The sequence below is a fragment of the Shinella sp. R2-11 genome (genome assembly GCF_055330205.1).
On record NZ_JBVAPC010000016.1, the window covers coordinates 1 to 15,277 of the forward strand.

The window sequence follows — 15,277 nt, forward strand, 5'->3', positions numbered from 1 at the left end:
CTGAACGCGCGGGTTCGATTCCCGCTACCCGCTCCAGCCCGGTTTCTCAGGGCGTTGCGCCGTATTTACCCGCTTCCATTTTTGGAAGGTTTTACAGCTGGTTTTACAGCTTCTGTTCTTGCTCTGGCCTCATCGAGTTTTCGGATTATCGCGTCGGTTGCAGCATTGCGGCCGACATAGCGTCGAATAATCCTTTCGACGTGATCTTCCTCCCATCCAAGAATTTCCGCGATCACTCGCTTGTCGAGGCCGGCCGTATAGAACTTGGTAGCCGCTGTTCCACGAAGATCGTGAAAGTGAAGATCACGCTCGTCGAGCTTTGCCTCGGCTTTGGCCTTATTGAAGACGGAGGCGAAGCCGTTCACGGTCCAGGGGCTTTTTCTGCTGTTCGTGAGAACGACAGGCGACCGTTTCGGTATCTCGTCGAGGAGCTCGCGCAGCTCGCCGTAAATCGGCACTACGACCTCCCGCTGATGGCGGCTTTTTCCAGTCGTCATGATTATTGCGTTCTCGCCTACATGCGACCAGGACAAGCGGAATAGGTCACCGGCGCGAAGCCCCGTAAGAGCGGCCAGCCGCACAGCATGTTTCGCCTCGGCCGAGCAGGCAGCAAGGACCTGGGCAAGCTCTGCCGCTTCCCAGATGATCGCTGCACGGTTGGCGGAATAGAGACGGCCGATACCTTCGCACGGATTCATTCCGATCTTTCCGAGAGGGTCGACGGCATAGGAAAGGACACGGGAAAGGACCTGCATTCCGTAGTCCGCTGCGCGCGGCGTCGCTGCGTAGTTGCTGCGCCACTTTCGGATGCGCGGGCGGATATGGTCCGGGCGGTCGAAGTTCTTGATGCGCAGCAGGCCAAAGTGCTCGTCGATACGATCCAGCCACCCGGACCAGTTCCTCTTCGTGCTGTCGGCGAGCTTCTTGTATTCTTCGCTGCGTTTGTAGGTGACGATAAGGGCCGAAAAGCGCGTCTCATCCGGCACGCGGACGCTCTCCACCGCCTCAGCATAGGCCTTCTGAAATGCTGGCGTTCCGGGTTCGGCCTTGATCCGCGGGCCGCCGCGCCATGCATAGTAATAGGTTCGGCCCTTGGCTTTGACGACGTGCAGGCCCTTGAGTTCAACTGTAACCATGTTTCCGATCAAACTCCGCAAGCTCACGATCAAGCTCGGATTCTTCGCTGCCGTCAACTTTTGCCGGCGCGTGGTCAGGTGCCACTCGGAATATGAAGCCGTTGAATTCCACCTCGGCGCGCACGCCTTCCTTCTTCGCGAAGTCCGCGAGACGCTTCATTTCCGAGCGTTTCAAGGGGATCGTGCCGGCACCCGCCATCTCAGATCTCCGTCCGATACTGGTAGCGGCCGAAGCTCTCGGCTACGATACGCTTGGCGTTTCGATGTGGGCGCACATAGATGCCGAGGAAGATCGCGAGGCTGTTCCAGCCGCCGGCCTCCATAACGCTGCGGATGTCGATGCCCATGTCGAGCGCGTTGTTCGCAAAGCTGGAGCGACCGCAGGTATGGCTCGGCTTGTAGGATATGCCGGCGCGGTCGCAGATCTTCCGAATTCTCGCATTGACGGATTGTCGGTGCGAGAAGCCGAAGACGCGATCATCCGGCCTGGCGTCTGCCTGGAGATCGCCAAGGCGGGCGGCAACCTCACCGGTGAGCGAGCGGAGCGAATTGCGATCGGTTTTCGTCTTGAGGAGCAAGACACTCTTCTGTCGGAGGTTGACCTCGCTCCAGCGGAGATTGATTGCCTCGGTGACGCGCGCGCCTGAAGTCGCCATGAACAGAACGAGCGCGGCAACGCGGTCGTGGCCGTCGTGAACCGCCTGTCGTATGAAGGCATGAAGCCAAGTCGTCGAGGCCGGCTCGCGGCGTTTCGGTGTATCCTCGCGGAATCGGCGCAAGCGGGTATAGCCGCACCATCCGCGCTCATAGGCATGCATCATGACCGCGCGCGCCGGCGCGAGAGCCTGCCGGTTCAAGGTTGCGTTCGATCCATCCGGATAGAGCGACCGTGCCATCTGCTTTATGTCGAACGGGAATATCTCGGACAGCAGCCTATCGCCGAAGTGATCGACTATTCGACGCAAGTATCGGGCCTCTCCGCCATGCTCTATGTGGCTGGCGGCCGCCTCGGCAAAGGTCTTACCGGTCGGCGCGACGGACGGCGCGAGATAGACCGCCTCGTCTGCCTCCCAACGTTCGGCACCCGACAGGAAATCAGTCATCGCCGCCTCTCTGATTTGTGGCGACCGCCCGACCAATCGAGGTCGGCACGACGCCGAGGTTTCTGAGAAGATTGCGGCTGTCGGCCCAGCGGGCGTGACCGGTCCAGGAGGCGAGAAAGCGCTCCAGACGCTCGTGCTCGCCGGCGGCGCGGTATGCCTTGATCTTGCGACGAGCACGGGCAACGCTGTCCCGGCGAAGCAGCTTGTGCGATGGCCAGATGCGATAGCCGACGAAATTCACGCCGCGATGGACCGACTGGATGCTCCACTTCGAAAAGCGAAGGCCGAGGCGTTCGCGGGAAAGCTCCTCGATGGACGCGCGCACCCTGCGCAGGTGCTCCGGGTCGCGGCCGAGCACGACGATATCGTCCATGTAGCGATACCAGTAGCGCTCGCCTAGCTCCTGCTGCAGGTGGCGGTCGACGACGCCGGCATAGACGTTCGCGAAAATCTGGGAGGTGAGGTTACCGATCGGCAGGCCTATGCCGGATCTCGGAAGCATCGCCTCCAGGAGCCGAAGCGTAGCTCGGCAGGAAATCTTTGCCTCGATCAGCGACCAAAGTGTGCCGCGCTCGATGGAGTAGAAGTAGCGCGAGAAGTCCGTCTTCAGGGCGTAGAGCGGACCGTCACGGTCAAGCCGCCGCATGTCCGCCTGCAGCGCGATTGCGGCGGCGTGGGTGCCCTTGCCAGGGCGGCAGGCATAGCAACGCGGCAGGAGGGTCGCGTCGAAGATCGGCGCGATGACGATTGAGACGGCCTGCTGCGCGATGCGGTCCTCGAAAGGCAGTGCCGAGATGAGGCGCTCCTTCGGGTCGTAGATCCGGAACTGCTGCGGTTCTCCCTGCCGGTAGGAGCCGTCCCGCATGGCGGCCGCCAGGATGTGCAGGTTGAGAACCGAGTATTCCTTGTATTCGAGATAGCCCGGCGTCAGCCGCTTTCCGCGGGCCGTCAGTCGCAGGGCCTCGCGCATGTTCGCGTCTTCGGTGATCCGTCCAATAAGGTTTCGGAACTTCTTCGCCATGATGATCCTCGCGGCGGGATGCCGGCCGCGGGTTTCGACGGCGCGCGCGCCGCTACTCCCCGCTCTGCCGGACCTCGCAGTGTATTTGCCGAAGCTGGAAGGTTGGGCCGACCACCCTGGCGCATAAGCGCCGGTGGAGAATGGCCGACGCGGCCGTGACCGTCGCCGAGCCGGAAGCGGGTTGTCGCAGGCGCCGCGGGCCCCGATGTTGTCGTTCGAGTTGTCAGCGGGGTAGTCCAAGTTCGCGTAGCGGGAACCGGCGTTCGAGCCGTTGATCCAGCTACCGCCGAAGAGGGACGGACCAAGCAACGTCATTGCCCCGACCTCCCATTGCCTTTCGCAGTCGAGATCCATGCCCCCAACATCGCGCCGGTCTCGGAGATATGACCGAGAGCCGTGCGGTGCTGCTTATGCGACAGGAGTCTTTCCCCGCATGCGAAGCGCAACCAGAAGCGCAGCGTCGCCAGATGGGCGTCCGCCGCATAGAGACGCGAAGGCTGTTTCGACTTCGCGGCCTGATACAGAAGGTCGACCGTGCCCATCACCTGCCCGATCAGGTTGTCGCGCAGCGCGCCGTGCCGGCGCGGGAAGGACTGGAGGATGGGGTAGAGATAGGTCACGGTGGCCTCGTATTTCTCGACAATCGCCAGATCCCTGGCGTTCACGTGCTCGTCTCGTTTCATGGCTGGCGATCGTCCGGATCCGGGGGAAGGCCCGCGCTTTCGCGCGGGCGCGTCAGGCGCTCAGGTGGTCGCAGGCGCCGCGGGCCCCGAGGCTGACGAACGAGTAGTCAGCGGGGAAGCCCAAGAACGCGAAGCGGGAACCGGCGAGCGAGCCGTGGAGCCAGCTACCGCCGAAGAGGGACGGACGCGGGTCCTCGGGGTGGCCGTCGGTGCCCCACTGCCACATGGTTCCGGTCGCATCAAAGAGGCCGAAGCGACTGACGAAGCGCGCGGCGCCATCATCGATCGTGCCGGTCTTTGTCGGCTCGTCACTCCGCGAGCAGCGTTCCTTGACGCCGTAGGCGGCGGCGAAGAACTCTTCGGCGCCGAGCAGGCGCTTGCCATGGTGGGCATAGATCTCGACGGCCGTGGCGTAGTCGAGCTTGGCATATCCGCCCTTCCGGCCGATGCGCTCCGGCCGGTCGCGTCCGTCGGCGATCGTCACGCCGCAACGGCTCGTGCCGTTCAAGTGATCGACGCCGAGCAGGTAGATGTCGGCCCAGACGCGCCTGCCGCCGCCGAGATAGACGAGCGCCATACCGCGCGGATCGGGGCAGGCGGGACGGAAGCCGAGGTCCCAACGCGAGTTCGGATTGATCGCCGGCTCGCCGTCGCCGCCCGCGTTCGCTTCGGCATTGCCGCTCGGCGCGAAGTGAAACCCGCCGATATAGCCGTGATCGATCGGGTTCGACGGCGCGAGGACCGCTACGAACGGCTTGCCGTCATCATGGATGCCGACGCCGTAGTCGTAGCCGGGCACCAGCGTGCCGGCGACGGAAAGGGCGGTGTCCTTCTCGAAGACGTGTTCGCGCCCGTCGATCAGGATCGTGGTTCCACCACGGATGCCGACCGCATCCCGGCCTGAAATGTAGAGGATCGGGAGATCCGCATCGACCCGGCCGATGGTGATGTCATGCTGCTTGACTGCGGCTGCTGCCGTCATGGTCGTTATCCTTTGCTGAGGGGAGGTTGCGCCCGCGCTTTCGCGCGAGCGCGTCAGGCGGTCAGGTGGTCGCAGGCGCCGCGGGCCCCGACGCTGTCGTTCGAGAAGTCAGCGGGGGAGTCCAAGTACGCGTAGCGGGAACCGGCGTTCGAGCCGCTGAGCCAGCAACCGCCGAAGAGGGACGGAGCCGGGTCGTCTGGATCGCCGTCGGTGCCCCAGATCCAGAGACTGCCGGTCGCCTGCATGAGACCGATGGCGCTGGTGCGGGCAGCGTCGATGCCGGTGGTCTTCGGATGACTGTCGGTGGAGGAGCGCTCGGTGACCCCGAATGCGGCCGCGCGGAACTCGTCGTAGGTGGGCAGTCGCTTGCCGTGCTCGGCCATGACGGCAACGGCGTCGTGATAGTTGAGGCGGGCCAGCGAGCGGCCGTCTGCGATCGTCACGCCGCAACGGCTCGTGCCGTGGCGCTTGCGATCGACGCAGAGGAGGTAGATGTCGATCCAGACGCGCTTGCTGCCTTCCATCTCAATGCACGTCATGCCGCGCGGATCGGCGCAGGCGGGGCGATGGCCAAGGTCCCAAAGCGAATGCGGGTTGATGGCCGGGGTGTCGTCGCCGCCGGAGCGAGCCGTGGCATTGCCGCCCGGCGCGTAGTGGAAGCCAGCGATCCATCCGGCGTCGATCGGGTTTTCGGGACCGAGGAGGGATGCGAAGGGCTGGCCGGTTTGGCTGACCTTCACGCCGTAGTCCTCGCCGGCGATGAGATCAGGCATGCCGACCGGCGTGTCGCTGTCGAAGCGGTGTTCCACGCCGCTGGCGCGGACGACGGTCCCGGCGCGGATGGCGAGCGATGCCGCGCCGGTGACGAGGAGGATCGGCGCGGTCCTGTCAGGGCGCGAAATGCTGTCGGCATGCGTCTTCACTGCCGCTGCAACGTTCAGCCCATCCAGCCGATCAAAGATCGCCGCGGGCGGCCGAGCTACAGCAAAAGCGCGGAAAATCAGGTGCTTGTGACCGTTCTCCGCGCCGCAAACTGGACGCATGAGCGTATTGCCAGAATTTTGGGCTGCGATGAGAAGACGCTGCGGAAGTATTATTCCCGCGAGCTCGATGCCGGCGCGGATCTGGTCGAGGCCGAAACGCTGATGGTCAACTATCAGAAAATGCGGCAGGGCAACTCCGCAGCCATCGGGCGTCTCCTTGATATTGTCGGCGAGACCGCGCTTGCATCGCCGCATGGTGCGCGCAAGGCGCCGGTCGCCAAGGAGCCCAGGCTGGGCAAGAAAGAACAGCTTGTCGAGGATGCGCACAGCGGCCATCGCGCAACCGGCTGGGGCGAGCTTCTGCAATGAGCGTCGCTGTCAAGCCGGGAGATTTGCAGCGCGAATGGACGTTTGCATGCCCGGACTGGTTTGAGCGCCTGCAGCAGGGCCGCTCGATCATTCCCGATCTTCCCTTGGATCAGGAGAAGGCCGAGAAGGGCCTGCGCATCTTCGAGCGGCTGCGCATTCCGGATATCGACGACAAACCGACCCTGGGCGAGGCTTGTGGCCCATGGTTCAAAGACATCGTCAGAACGGTGTTGGCGCTTGCAATTTCCCATAGTCCTCATAATAAGGCGCTATGGGAGGCAAATGAAATGGATACTGGTACAATCTCGAAAGAAATAGACTTAGCGGTCATGTATGATCGGCTGTATCCGATCTGTCGAAGCATAACCGGGCCAGGGATTCGAAAAAGCCTTGAGATAGTATCTGAGATCGTTCCTCTTCAAATTGAGAGCGTGTCGACTGGAACTAAGGTGCTCGATTGGACGGTCCCGAAAGAGTGGGAGTTGCACCGAGCTCGTCTCTGGGACCCCGAGGGAAACCTCATTCTGGATACCAATAATACCAATCTTCACATCTTAAATTTTTCAGAAGCGTTTGAAGGTGTGGTCACGCTCGAACAGCTGCAGCAGCATCTGTATTCAATCGAGGAGCTTCCCGACGCAATACCCTACGTCACGAGCTACTATGCGCCTCGATGGGGGCTTTGTATGTCTCATCGGCAACGTGAGGAACTGAAGCCAGGCGATTATCGCGTGGACATTCAGACGACCAAGCGTGATGGCGTTCTGAACTATGGAGTATGCGACCTCCCGGGCGAGACCGATGAAATCGTACTGATCTCCTCCTATCTTTGCCACCCGAGCATGGCCAATAACGAACTTTCCGGCCCGCTCGGCCTAATGCGCGTTTGGGAGAATTTATCCAAGCGAAAGAGCCGGCGCTTTACGTACCGTTTTCTTCTTATCCCGGAGACCATCGGATCAATCTCCTACTTGGCTCATCACGGCGAGGATCTCCAGCGCCGGCTACATGCCGGTGTTGTCCTGACCTGTCTCGGAGGACCTTCTCCAAAGGTTTCCTTTAAGCTGTCCCGGCAAGATTGGATCGGCCAACCTTCTCCTCTAGATCATCTGATCCGGCATGCTGCTGCCGCGGAGCCCGATCGATTTGGTGTTCGTCCGTTCACACCGGTGGGCGGGTCTGACGAGAGACAATTCTGCTCCCCCGGGTTCGACCTGCCGGTAACGCAGGCTGCCAGAACTATCTACGCGGAGTACGACGCCTATCATACGAGTGAAGACCATCTCGAATTCATGACGATTTCTGCAGTTGAGCGATCTTCGGTCGCGGTGACTGCAATGCTCGAGGCTCTAGAAATATCCGATCGCAAGTATCGAAATACGATTCCTTATGGCGAGCCTCAGTTAGGCAGGCGAGGCCTGTACCCGACGGTCAACGGGCCCATGACAAACCACTATTCGACTGATCATCAAAAGGATAATCGCAAGACCCTAAATCATCTTCTGTGCGTCCTATCTCTCGCCGACGGAGGGAGATCTGTGATGGAAATTGCCGAACATATCGGCGCAAGTGTTCTCGAGCTGACTTCGATCGTCAGGCACCTTGTGGGAGAAGGAATTCTTGTTGAGGCCGATAAATGATTGTTGCGATTACGGGTGACCACCCTAGGCACGCCTACCTTGTTTCTCAGCTTGCGAAGGCGGGAATCCTTTCCGGTTGGGTTCGGGAGCGTCGTGAGGCTTTTATCCCTAGCCCACCGGCCGATCTTCCGCCGCGAGAGGCTGAATTATTCCGTCGGCATTTCGAACTGAGAGAGGCATCTGAAAGGCGCTTTTTCGGGAATGTAGAAGCTCCGGCAGTGGATACTCTTGATGTAACGCGGGAAGATCTCAATGGGAGCCGCGTTCAGCGTTTTTTATGCGATCGTAAGCCCAAGGTCGTAATTTCTTATGGGTGCCACAAACTTTCTAGGGCCCTCCGAGAATCTGTCGGGTGTACATTCTGGAATACCCATGGTGGCCTCTCCCCCGATTACCGCGGTGTAACCACTCATTTCTGGCCTAGCTATATGCTTGAGCCGCAAATGACCGGCATTACGCTTCATGAGACCACAGATGATCTTGACGGTGGTGCCGTTATCCACCAGAGCGCGGCTCCGATGGTTGCCGGTGACGGACTTCACGATTTGGCGTGCCGCGCAGTTAAGCAGTATGCAGATGATCTACCACCTCTTCTTGCGGGTGTTCTAGCGGGGAGGATCCCCTCAGGCATCGCGCAGCAATCGGTCGGTAAGTTGTGGCATTCCACCGACTGGCGACCGGAGCATTTGCACCTGATCTACACTGTGCATGGCGACAGGATAGTGGACAAGGTTCTCAATGGCGAGATTGTCGGTCGGGAGCCGCGTCTACTTTCGGTTCTTCGCTGAGGGTTAAAGGGTGCGAACGAACACCCCAGCCTCTTCCGCAGCCGCCAGGAACGCCTCTCTTGCCGCCTCCGGTGCCTTGCTCCCCTCCAGCACGGCTAGGCAAGCCTTCTGCGCCTCCATGAAGGCTGGCCCCGATTGTGCGGGCCAGTCTGTCAGAAGCGCACGCGCGGCCTCCTCGGCACTCGCGATGGTCCTATAGACCCCGAGCTTCTGCGTCTCGAATGTGACCGGCTCCTCCCATCGCCCTTCTATGCCACAGCAGGCATCTTCCCCTTGGTTTCAGATTGGCGGCCACATCGCCGGTCTGTTCTCAATATGTTCTCACTTGGGGAGGAGTCAACGGGCCGCCAGAAAAAAGTGGATGACGTCTATGGAAAAATCACGATTGCAATGAATGGTAGAAAATCAGGTTTTACACTGAACATCTAAGGTACTGAGATCGCTTGCGGCGAAAATTCGATGTTTTACAGGTAGGTCATTACGGCCGCTACAAAACCCTTAGCTTCCCAAGCTGAACGCGCGGGTTCGATTCCCGCTACCCGCTCCAGCCGCCTGTTTCCTTCCTTTTTCACCTGAAACCCTTGATTTTCTGGATGCGGACGTCGCATCGAATCTTTTGCGCAGTGAAAAATAAAAACGTTTATATTTCTTCTTGAAAACGTTTATATTCCTTGTTACCGTTTTCGTCAGGATGGGAAGAGGGTGCCTGTCCTTGGGATTTGTCGAGCGTCTGCCGCTGTGGCGGAGCCGATATTGAGGAGGAAGAGATGAGAAAATTCGTTGCAACGCTTGCGCTTGCCGCTCTCGTGGCAGGCGGCGCCCATGCGGCCGATCTCGGCGGCAAGCTTCTGAAGGTCGGGTCCGACACGACCTCGCCGCCGATGGAGAGCGTCGATCCGGCGACGGGGCAGATCGTCGGCTTCGATGTCGACGTGGTCAATGCCATCTGCGCCAAGATCAATTGCCAGGCCGAATTCGTGACGACCGGCTGGGACGGCATCTTCGCCGCGCTCGACCAGGGCAGCTTCGACCTCGTCGCCTCGGGCGTGTCGATCACCGACGAGCGCAAGAAGGCGATGGACTTCTCCGATCCCTATATCATCAACAGCCAGGCCGTGCTGACGCGCGCCGAGGACCAGGGCATCACGCTCGACAAGTTCAAGGCCGAGGGCAGGAAACTCTCCGCCCAGGCCAATACGACGGACGCGCAGGTCGCCGAAGGCGTGGTCGGCAAGGAGAATGTCGCGGCCTATGACAGCTTCAGCGCCGCCATCATCGCGCTCAAGAACAAGGACGTCGACGGCGTCGTGATCAACGGCGCGAATGCCGCCGCCTATGAGCGCGAATTCGCCGGCGAGCTCGTCGCCTCCATCAAGGACCTGGAATCCGATCCGCTCGGCCTCGTCTTCCGCAAGGGCGACGAGAATGTCGCCGCCTTCAACGAGGGCCTGAAGGCCATCAAGGATGACGGCACGCTCGACCAGCTCGTCGCCAAGTACTGGGGCCTCGAGTAAGGTCCCCACGGGAGCGCCCCTGGCGCTCCCGCTCCCTTCCAGATCGCGCCGCGGAGGCCGGAATGTCGTTCGTCAGAAGCGTGAGGCCCAGCAATCTGGTGATCCTCGCCGCGCTGCCCTTCATCGTCTATCTGTTTGCCTCCTCGGGCGATTACCAGCGCGCGCTGCGCGCCATCCTCGGCATCGAGCCGGGTTCGGGCGTCTATGTGCCGGGCTTCCTGCTGCTTGCCGTCGCCTTCGCCGCCGGCCTCGGCGTCCTGGTCCTGTCGCGGGCGAAGGCCGTGCGGCCGCGCCTCACCATCGCCACCGGGCTCGTCGCCCTCGTCGCGACGGCCGCCATTCTGGCCGGCGATCTCGTCCATCCCTTCATCGCCTCCGTGGTGGCGAACGGCGTCGATCCGTTCAAGTCCGACCTCGTGGTGAAGGGCGTGACGCCCCGCCAGCTGACGGAAGCCGCCGATCTCATGGTGCGCGGCGTGGAGGCCTGGCTCTGGCCGGCCTATGCGGTGCTGCTGCTCGCCGGCCTCGGCCTCCTCTTTGCCGGCAGCCGGGCGGCGGTGCCGGCGGAAAGCGCGGCGCGGCGCGCCGGCTCCTGGCTGACCGGCCTTCTCAACGGCGCCGGCCTCGTCTTCGTGCTGCTCTTCGCCCATCTCGCCTTCGCCTCGGGCCTTGCCACGACCATCCGCGCCGCCATCGCGGCCTATATCCTGGCGGCGATCCTCGGCCTCGTCTGGGTGGGGCTCCTCAAGCTGCGCTATACGCGCCGCAACCTCGTCGCCTTCGCAGCGCTGACATGTATCTTCGCCGCGCTCTCCGCCTGGTTCCTGCTGCAGCCGAAGGATGGCTATGTGCTGGCCGGCACGCTGGAAGGCAAGGTCGGCATCGTCACCAACACGCCCTCCGGCCTTATCAGCGCCGTGCGCTTCGGCCAGTACGAAGGCGGGCCGACGACCGAGACGCCGGTGCGCACCTTCGTCACGCCGCAGCAGGCCATCGAGGCCGTCGGTAAAAAGGAAGACGTCAGCGGCGCGCTGCTGCCGGCCGCCGCCGCGCCGGCCGACTGGCCGCGCCTCTGGCAGGTCGAGGCGCTGAACGACCGCGACCGCGCCACCGGCATCACGCTCGCCGTCATCGCCATCGTCCTCGGCCTGCTCACCTTCGGCGGCTTCCTGCATCGCCGCCATCCGCTGTCCGTCGGCTCGGAATTCGTCGTGGACACGATCCGCGGCATCCCCATGCTCGTCATCGTGCTCTATGTCGGCCTGCCGCTCTCCGGCGCATTGAAGGACGCGACGGCCGGGGTCTTCGATCCGCCGAACCTGATGCGCGGCATCGTCGCCATGGCGCTCGCCTATTCGGCCTATCTTGCGGAAATCTTCCGCTCGGGCATCAATGCCATTCCGGCCGGCCAGATCGAGGCGGCGGGAAGCCTCGGGCTCAACCGCTGGCAGACGGCGCGGCTCGTCATCCTGCCGCAGGCCTTCCGCATCGTCATCCCGCCGCTCGGCAACGAGCTTATCGCCATCCTCAAGGACACCTCGCTGCTCTCCATCCTGTCGATCCGCGATATCACGCAGCGCATGCGCGAATTCCAGTCGGCAAGCTTCCTGCCGTTTGCGCCCTACAATTCGGCGGCGATCCTCTACATCCTGCTGACGCTCGCGGCCGCAAGCCTCATCAGCCTCATCGAGAAGAAATATGACGTCAAGCACCGCTGACAGGGGAACGGTCCTCATCACCGGCGCCTCGCGCGGGCTGGGCCGGGCACTTGCCGGCCTCTATGCGGCGGCGGGCCTGCGCGTCATCGCCTGCATGCGACAGGCCTCGGCCGGTGCCGAGGTGCTTGATGTCGCGGACGAAGGCTCTATTGCCGCGCTCGGCGAGCGGCTGGGCGGCCTGCCGATCGACATCGTCATCAACAATGCGGCGATCCGCGGCGATACCGGCGGCCTCGACACGCTGGAGACGGACGAATTCCTCGCGGTCATGCGCATCAACGCGCTCGCCCCGATGCTCGTCGCCCGCGCGCTCCGGCCCAATCTTCTCGCTGGTCGCCACAAGGTCCTCGTCAACATCAGCAGCCGCGCCGGCTCGCTGGCCGAGGGCACGATAGACGACGAGGACGGCGACTATGCCTATCGTTGCTCCAAGGCGGCGCTCAACATGGCGACGGTCAAGCTCGCGCAGGATTTCCGCCGCGACGGCATCGCGGTCGTCTCGCTGCATCCCGGCTGGGTGCGCACCGACATGGGCGGCACGGAAGCTGCCGTCGACGCGGCCGAGAGCGCGGCGGGCCTGAAGGCCCTGATCGACGCGACGACGCTCGCCGAAACCGGAAGCTTCCGGGCCTATGACGGCCGCACGGTCGCCTGGTAAGACCCCCGATTGTAACGATGACGGCGCCATCGACCCCCGGCGCCGGGAATGACAAGGACAGTAAAGTGCATAAGCCGCTCGACCAACAGAACCGCTTCGACGCCGGCCGCAAGGCGGCCGGCATGCTGGAGCTCGGCGTCTGCTATTACCCGGAACAGTGGCCGCGCGAGAAATGGGAGGAGGACGCCCGCCGCATGGCCGGGCTCGGCCTTGCCTGGGTGCGCATCGGCGAATTCGCCTGGTCGCATGTCGAGCCGCGCTCCGGCGCCTTTCGTTGGGAATGGATGGACGAGGCGATCGAGGTGCTCGGCCGCGCCGGCCTCAAGGTCATCCTCGGCACGCCGACGGCCGCCCCGCCGAAATGGCTGGTCGATCTTTACCCGGATATCCTTCCGGTCGATGCGCGCGGCGTCGTGCGCAAGTTCGGCGCGCGCCGGCACTATTGCTTCTCCAGCCGCCGCTACCGGGTGGAGGCTGCCCGCATCACCGAGGCCATGGCGCGCCGCTATGGCGAAAACCCCTTCGTGCATGCCTGGCAGACGGACAACGAATACGGCGACCACGACACGATCCACAGCTATTCCGACGAGGCGAAGCGCGCCTTCCGCGAATGGCTCGCCGCGCGCTACGGCACCGTCGAGGCGCTGAACGAGGCTTGGGGCACCCGCTTCTGGAGCATGCATTACAACGGCTTCGAGGAGGTGGACCTGCCGAACAACCTCGTCGAGGAGCCGACGCCGAGCCATCTCGTCGATTACTTCCGCTTCTCGTCGGACCAGGTGAAGAGCTTCAACAAGGCGCAGGTGGAGATCATCCGCCGCCATTCGCCGGGCCGCCTCGTCACGCATAATTTCATGAACCAGAACACCGACTTCGATCATTACAAGGTCGGCGAGGACCTCGACGTCGCCTCCTGGGATGTCTACCCGATGGGCGGCCTCATCAATGGCCGGCTGAGCGACGAGGAGAAGGCACGCTACCTGCGCGTTGCCGATCCCGACCAGACGGCATTCAACCACGATCTCTACCGCGCCGTCGGCAAGGGCCGCGTCTGGGTGATGGAGCAGCAGCCGGGGCCGGTGAACTGGGCGGCCTACAACCAGTCGCCCGCCGACGGCATGGTGCGCCTGTGGACCTGGCTCGCCTATGCCCATGGTGTCGACATGGTCTCCTATTTCCGCTGGCGCCAGGCGCCCTTCGCGCAGGAGCAGTTCCATGCCGGCCTGCTGCTGCCGAACAGCGAGGCCGACCAGGGCTATCTGGAGGTTGCCGAGGTTGCCGCGGAAATGGCGCGCCTGCCGCAAGGCGAGGTCCGCGAAAAGGCGGCCGTCGCCATCATGCTCGATTACGAATCGCGCTATGCCACCCGCGCGTTGCCGCAGGGCAGGGGCTATGCCGCCTCCGCCATTGCGCTCGACTGGTATTCGGCGGTCTCCCGGCTCGGCGTCGATGTCGATTTCATCGGCCAGCATTCCGATCTTGCGGGCTACAGGCTGGTGCTCGCGCCCGACCTCGTCATCCCCGATGCGGATTTCATTGCCCGGCTAAAGGCTTCCGGCGCCAAGGCGCTGTTCGGCCCGCGCAGCGGCAGCAAGACGCGCGATATGCACATTCCCGCCGACCTGCCGCCCGGGCCGCTCGCCGACCTTATCGATTTCCGCGTGACGCGCGTGGAATCCCTGCCGGACTACCACAGCGAGCCCGTGCGCTACGGCAATGCCAGCCATCCGGTCACCGGCTGGCGCGAAACGATCCGCACAAGCGAGACGGTGCTTGCGACCTTCGAGGGCGTGCACCACACCGGTGCCCCGGCGGTGATCGGCAACGAGCGGGCGCGCTATGCCGCCACCCTGCCGCAGGGCGACTTCCTGATGCGGCTGGTGGGCGACACGCTCGGCTGGGCCGGCGTCGCGAGCCTGCCCGATCTCGGCTACCTCCGGCTCGCCCGCCGCGGCCGCCTGCGCTTCGCCTTCAACTACGGCAGCGCCCCGGCCACGGTGCCGGCCGCTCCCGATGCCGATTTCCTCGTCGGCGCCCGTGAGCTTGCGCCCATCGGCGTGGCGATCTGGACGGAAGACGGGCGCTGATGCCGGCCCTTGCCGGCCGCTCACTCGGCGGCGGCCGGTATCGCTTCGGGCTGCACCTTCGTCTGTGCCGGCCGGTGGGCCGTCTTGTTCCAGAAGAACGGGTTGCTGTGCAATTCGCGCACGGCGCGCCAGGCGGCCTGCGAGATGAGCAGCCAGTAGAGCGGCGTCAGCAGCCAGCGCGGGCCGACCGCCAGCCGCTCCGCCTGCGTCATGCCGATGCGGCCGAGCGCGATGAAGACCGCATAGCTGCCGGCGATATTGGCGAAGTCGAGGGCGAAGAGCGTCAGGTCGAGCGGGCCGACGGTGGTCGCCTCCAGCACGGCGAGGCGCCAGACGATGACGCCGATATAGCCGAGGATCAGCGGATGGGCGAGCGAGGAGAGGATGAGTCCGCCGACCAGCACCTGGAAGACGAGGCTCGGCCCGAGCCCCATCTCCCGCACCAGCAGCGCGGGCTTGCGCATCAGCACCAGCCATGTCTGCAGCCAGCCCTTGAGCCGGAGGCTCCCATTTGTCCCGTAAGATGTGAGAAAGGGCAGGAATTATGGTGAAATCAACCTGTTAGCTTTTAATTTTGGGCATGACTGCTCATGAA

The 15,277-nt window shown here is 63.2% G+C and carries 16 protein-coding genes; 7 read left to right on the forward strand and 9 right to left on the reverse strand.

Annotated elements, in window-relative coordinates; translation table 11 throughout:
- Window positions 1-65: 65 nt before the first annotated feature.
- The 7 genes from ACZ1A1_RS24240 to ACZ1A1_RS24270 form a co-directional block, all read right to left on the reverse strand.
- Window positions 66-1,136 (reverse strand): tyrosine-type recombinase/integrase, encoded by a 1,071-nt coding sequence (locus tag ACZ1A1_RS24240; RefSeq protein WP_463621951.1) that lies wholly within the window; start codon window positions 1,134-1,136, stop codon window positions 66-68.
- Window positions 1,123-1,335, reverse strand: a complete 213-nt coding sequence (locus ACZ1A1_RS24245) for a hypothetical protein (protein WP_463621952.1) — start codon at window positions 1,333-1,335, stop codon at window positions 1,123-1,125. The genes ACZ1A1_RS24240 and ACZ1A1_RS24245 overlap by 14 nt, the downstream gene beginning before the upstream one ends.
- Window position 1,336: 1 nt before the next feature.
- Window positions 1,337-2,239, reverse strand: coding sequence for a tyrosine-type recombinase/integrase (locus tag ACZ1A1_RS24250; RefSeq protein ID WP_463621953.1), 903 nt, complete (start codon window positions 2,237-2,239; stop codon window positions 1,337-1,339).
- On the reverse strand, window positions 2,232-3,260 hold the full coding sequence (locus tag ACZ1A1_RS24255) for a reverse transcriptase domain-containing protein (protein WP_463621954.1): 1,029 nt from the start codon (window positions 3,258-3,260) through the stop codon (window positions 2,232-2,234). Before ACZ1A1_RS24255 ends, ACZ1A1_RS24250 begins: the two co-directional genes overlap by 8 nt.
- A 311-nt stretch (window positions 3,261-3,571) precedes the next feature.
- Complete coding sequence (gene avd / locus ACZ1A1_RS24260) at window positions 3,572-3,943, reverse strand: diversity-generating retroelement protein Avd (protein ID WP_463621955.1); 372 nt, start codon at window positions 3,941-3,943, stop codon at window positions 3,572-3,574.
- 52 nt (window positions 3,944-3,995) lie between these two features.
- Window positions 3,996-4,925 carry a phage major tropism determinant gene (locus ACZ1A1_RS24265; RefSeq protein ID WP_463621956.1) on the reverse strand — a complete coding sequence of 310 codons (930 nt, stop codon included), beginning with the start codon at window positions 4,923-4,925 and terminating at the stop codon, window positions 3,996-3,998.
- 53 nt (window positions 4,926-4,978) lie between these two features.
- Window positions 4,979-5,848 (reverse strand): phage major tropism determinant, encoded by an 870-nt coding sequence (locus ACZ1A1_RS24270; protein ID WP_463621957.1) that lies wholly within the window; start codon window positions 5,846-5,848, stop codon window positions 4,979-4,981.
- Here ACZ1A1_RS24270 and ACZ1A1_RS24275 point away from each other — a divergent pair.
- From ACZ1A1_RS24275 to ACZ1A1_RS24285, 3 genes are read left to right on the forward strand one after another with little or no spacing between them, the layout of a single operon-like run.
- Window positions 5,837-6,277: a hypothetical protein gene (locus ACZ1A1_RS24275; protein ID WP_463621958.1), complete on the forward strand. Its 441-nt coding sequence runs from the start codon at window positions 5,837-5,839 to the stop codon at window positions 6,275-6,277. The two genes, ACZ1A1_RS24270 and ACZ1A1_RS24275, sit on opposite strands and share 12 nt — an antisense overlap.
- Window positions 6,274-7,917 (forward strand): DUF4910 domain-containing protein, encoded by a 1,644-nt coding sequence (locus ACZ1A1_RS24280; RefSeq protein ID WP_463621959.1) that lies wholly within the window; start codon window positions 6,274-6,276, stop codon window positions 7,915-7,917. Before ACZ1A1_RS24275 ends, ACZ1A1_RS24280 begins: the two co-directional genes overlap by 4 nt.
- The gene (locus ACZ1A1_RS24285; RefSeq protein ID WP_463621961.1) at window positions 7,914-8,705 is read left to right on the forward strand and encodes a formyl transferase; all 792 of its coding nucleotides are present in this window, start codon (window positions 7,914-7,916) and stop codon (window positions 8,703-8,705) included. Before ACZ1A1_RS24280 ends, ACZ1A1_RS24285 begins: the two co-directional genes overlap by 4 nt.
- A 3-nt stretch (window positions 8,706-8,708) precedes the next feature.
- Here ACZ1A1_RS24285 and ACZ1A1_RS24290 read toward each other — a convergent pair whose 3' ends face one another.
- On the reverse strand, window positions 8,709-8,957 hold the full coding sequence (locus ACZ1A1_RS24290; RefSeq protein ID WP_463621985.1) for a DUF982 domain-containing protein: 249 nt from the start codon (window positions 8,955-8,957) through the stop codon (window positions 8,709-8,711).
- 515 nt (window positions 8,958-9,472) lie between these two features.
- On the opposite strand from ACZ1A1_RS24290, the gene ACZ1A1_RS24295 reads away from it, so the two are divergent.
- The 4 genes from ACZ1A1_RS24295 to ACZ1A1_RS24310 all read left to right on the forward strand — a co-directional run bounded on the left by ACZ1A1_RS24295 (window position 9,473) and on the right by ACZ1A1_RS24310 (window position 14,682).
- Window positions 9,473-10,219, forward strand: coding sequence for a transporter substrate-binding domain-containing protein (locus ACZ1A1_RS24295; RefSeq protein WP_463621962.1), 747 nt, complete (start codon window positions 9,473-9,475; stop codon window positions 10,217-10,219).
- A gap of 62 nt (window positions 10,220-10,281) precedes the next feature.
- Window positions 10,282-11,937 carry an amino acid ABC transporter permease gene (locus ACZ1A1_RS24300; protein ID WP_463621963.1) on the forward strand — a complete coding sequence of 552 codons (1,656 nt, stop codon included), beginning with the start codon at window positions 10,282-10,284 and terminating at the stop codon, window positions 11,935-11,937.
- Window positions 11,918-12,595, forward strand: a complete 678-nt coding sequence (locus ACZ1A1_RS24305; protein WP_463621964.1) for an SDR family oxidoreductase — start codon at window positions 11,918-11,920, stop codon at window positions 12,593-12,595. The genes ACZ1A1_RS24300 and ACZ1A1_RS24305 overlap by 20 nt, the downstream gene beginning before the upstream one ends.
- 65 nt (window positions 12,596-12,660) lie before the next feature.
- Entirely contained in the window at window positions 12,661-14,682 is a 2,022-nt protein-coding gene (locus ACZ1A1_RS24310; protein WP_463621965.1) for a beta-galactosidase, read from the forward strand.
- Between the two features lie 20 nt (window positions 14,683-14,702).
- On the opposite strand, the gene ACZ1A1_RS24315 is transcribed toward ACZ1A1_RS24310, so the two are convergent.
- Window positions 14,703-15,146, reverse strand: coding sequence for a hypothetical protein (locus ACZ1A1_RS24315; protein WP_463621966.1), 444 nt, complete (start codon window positions 15,144-15,146; stop codon window positions 14,703-14,705).
- Window positions 15,147-15,277: the final 131 nt, after the last annotated feature.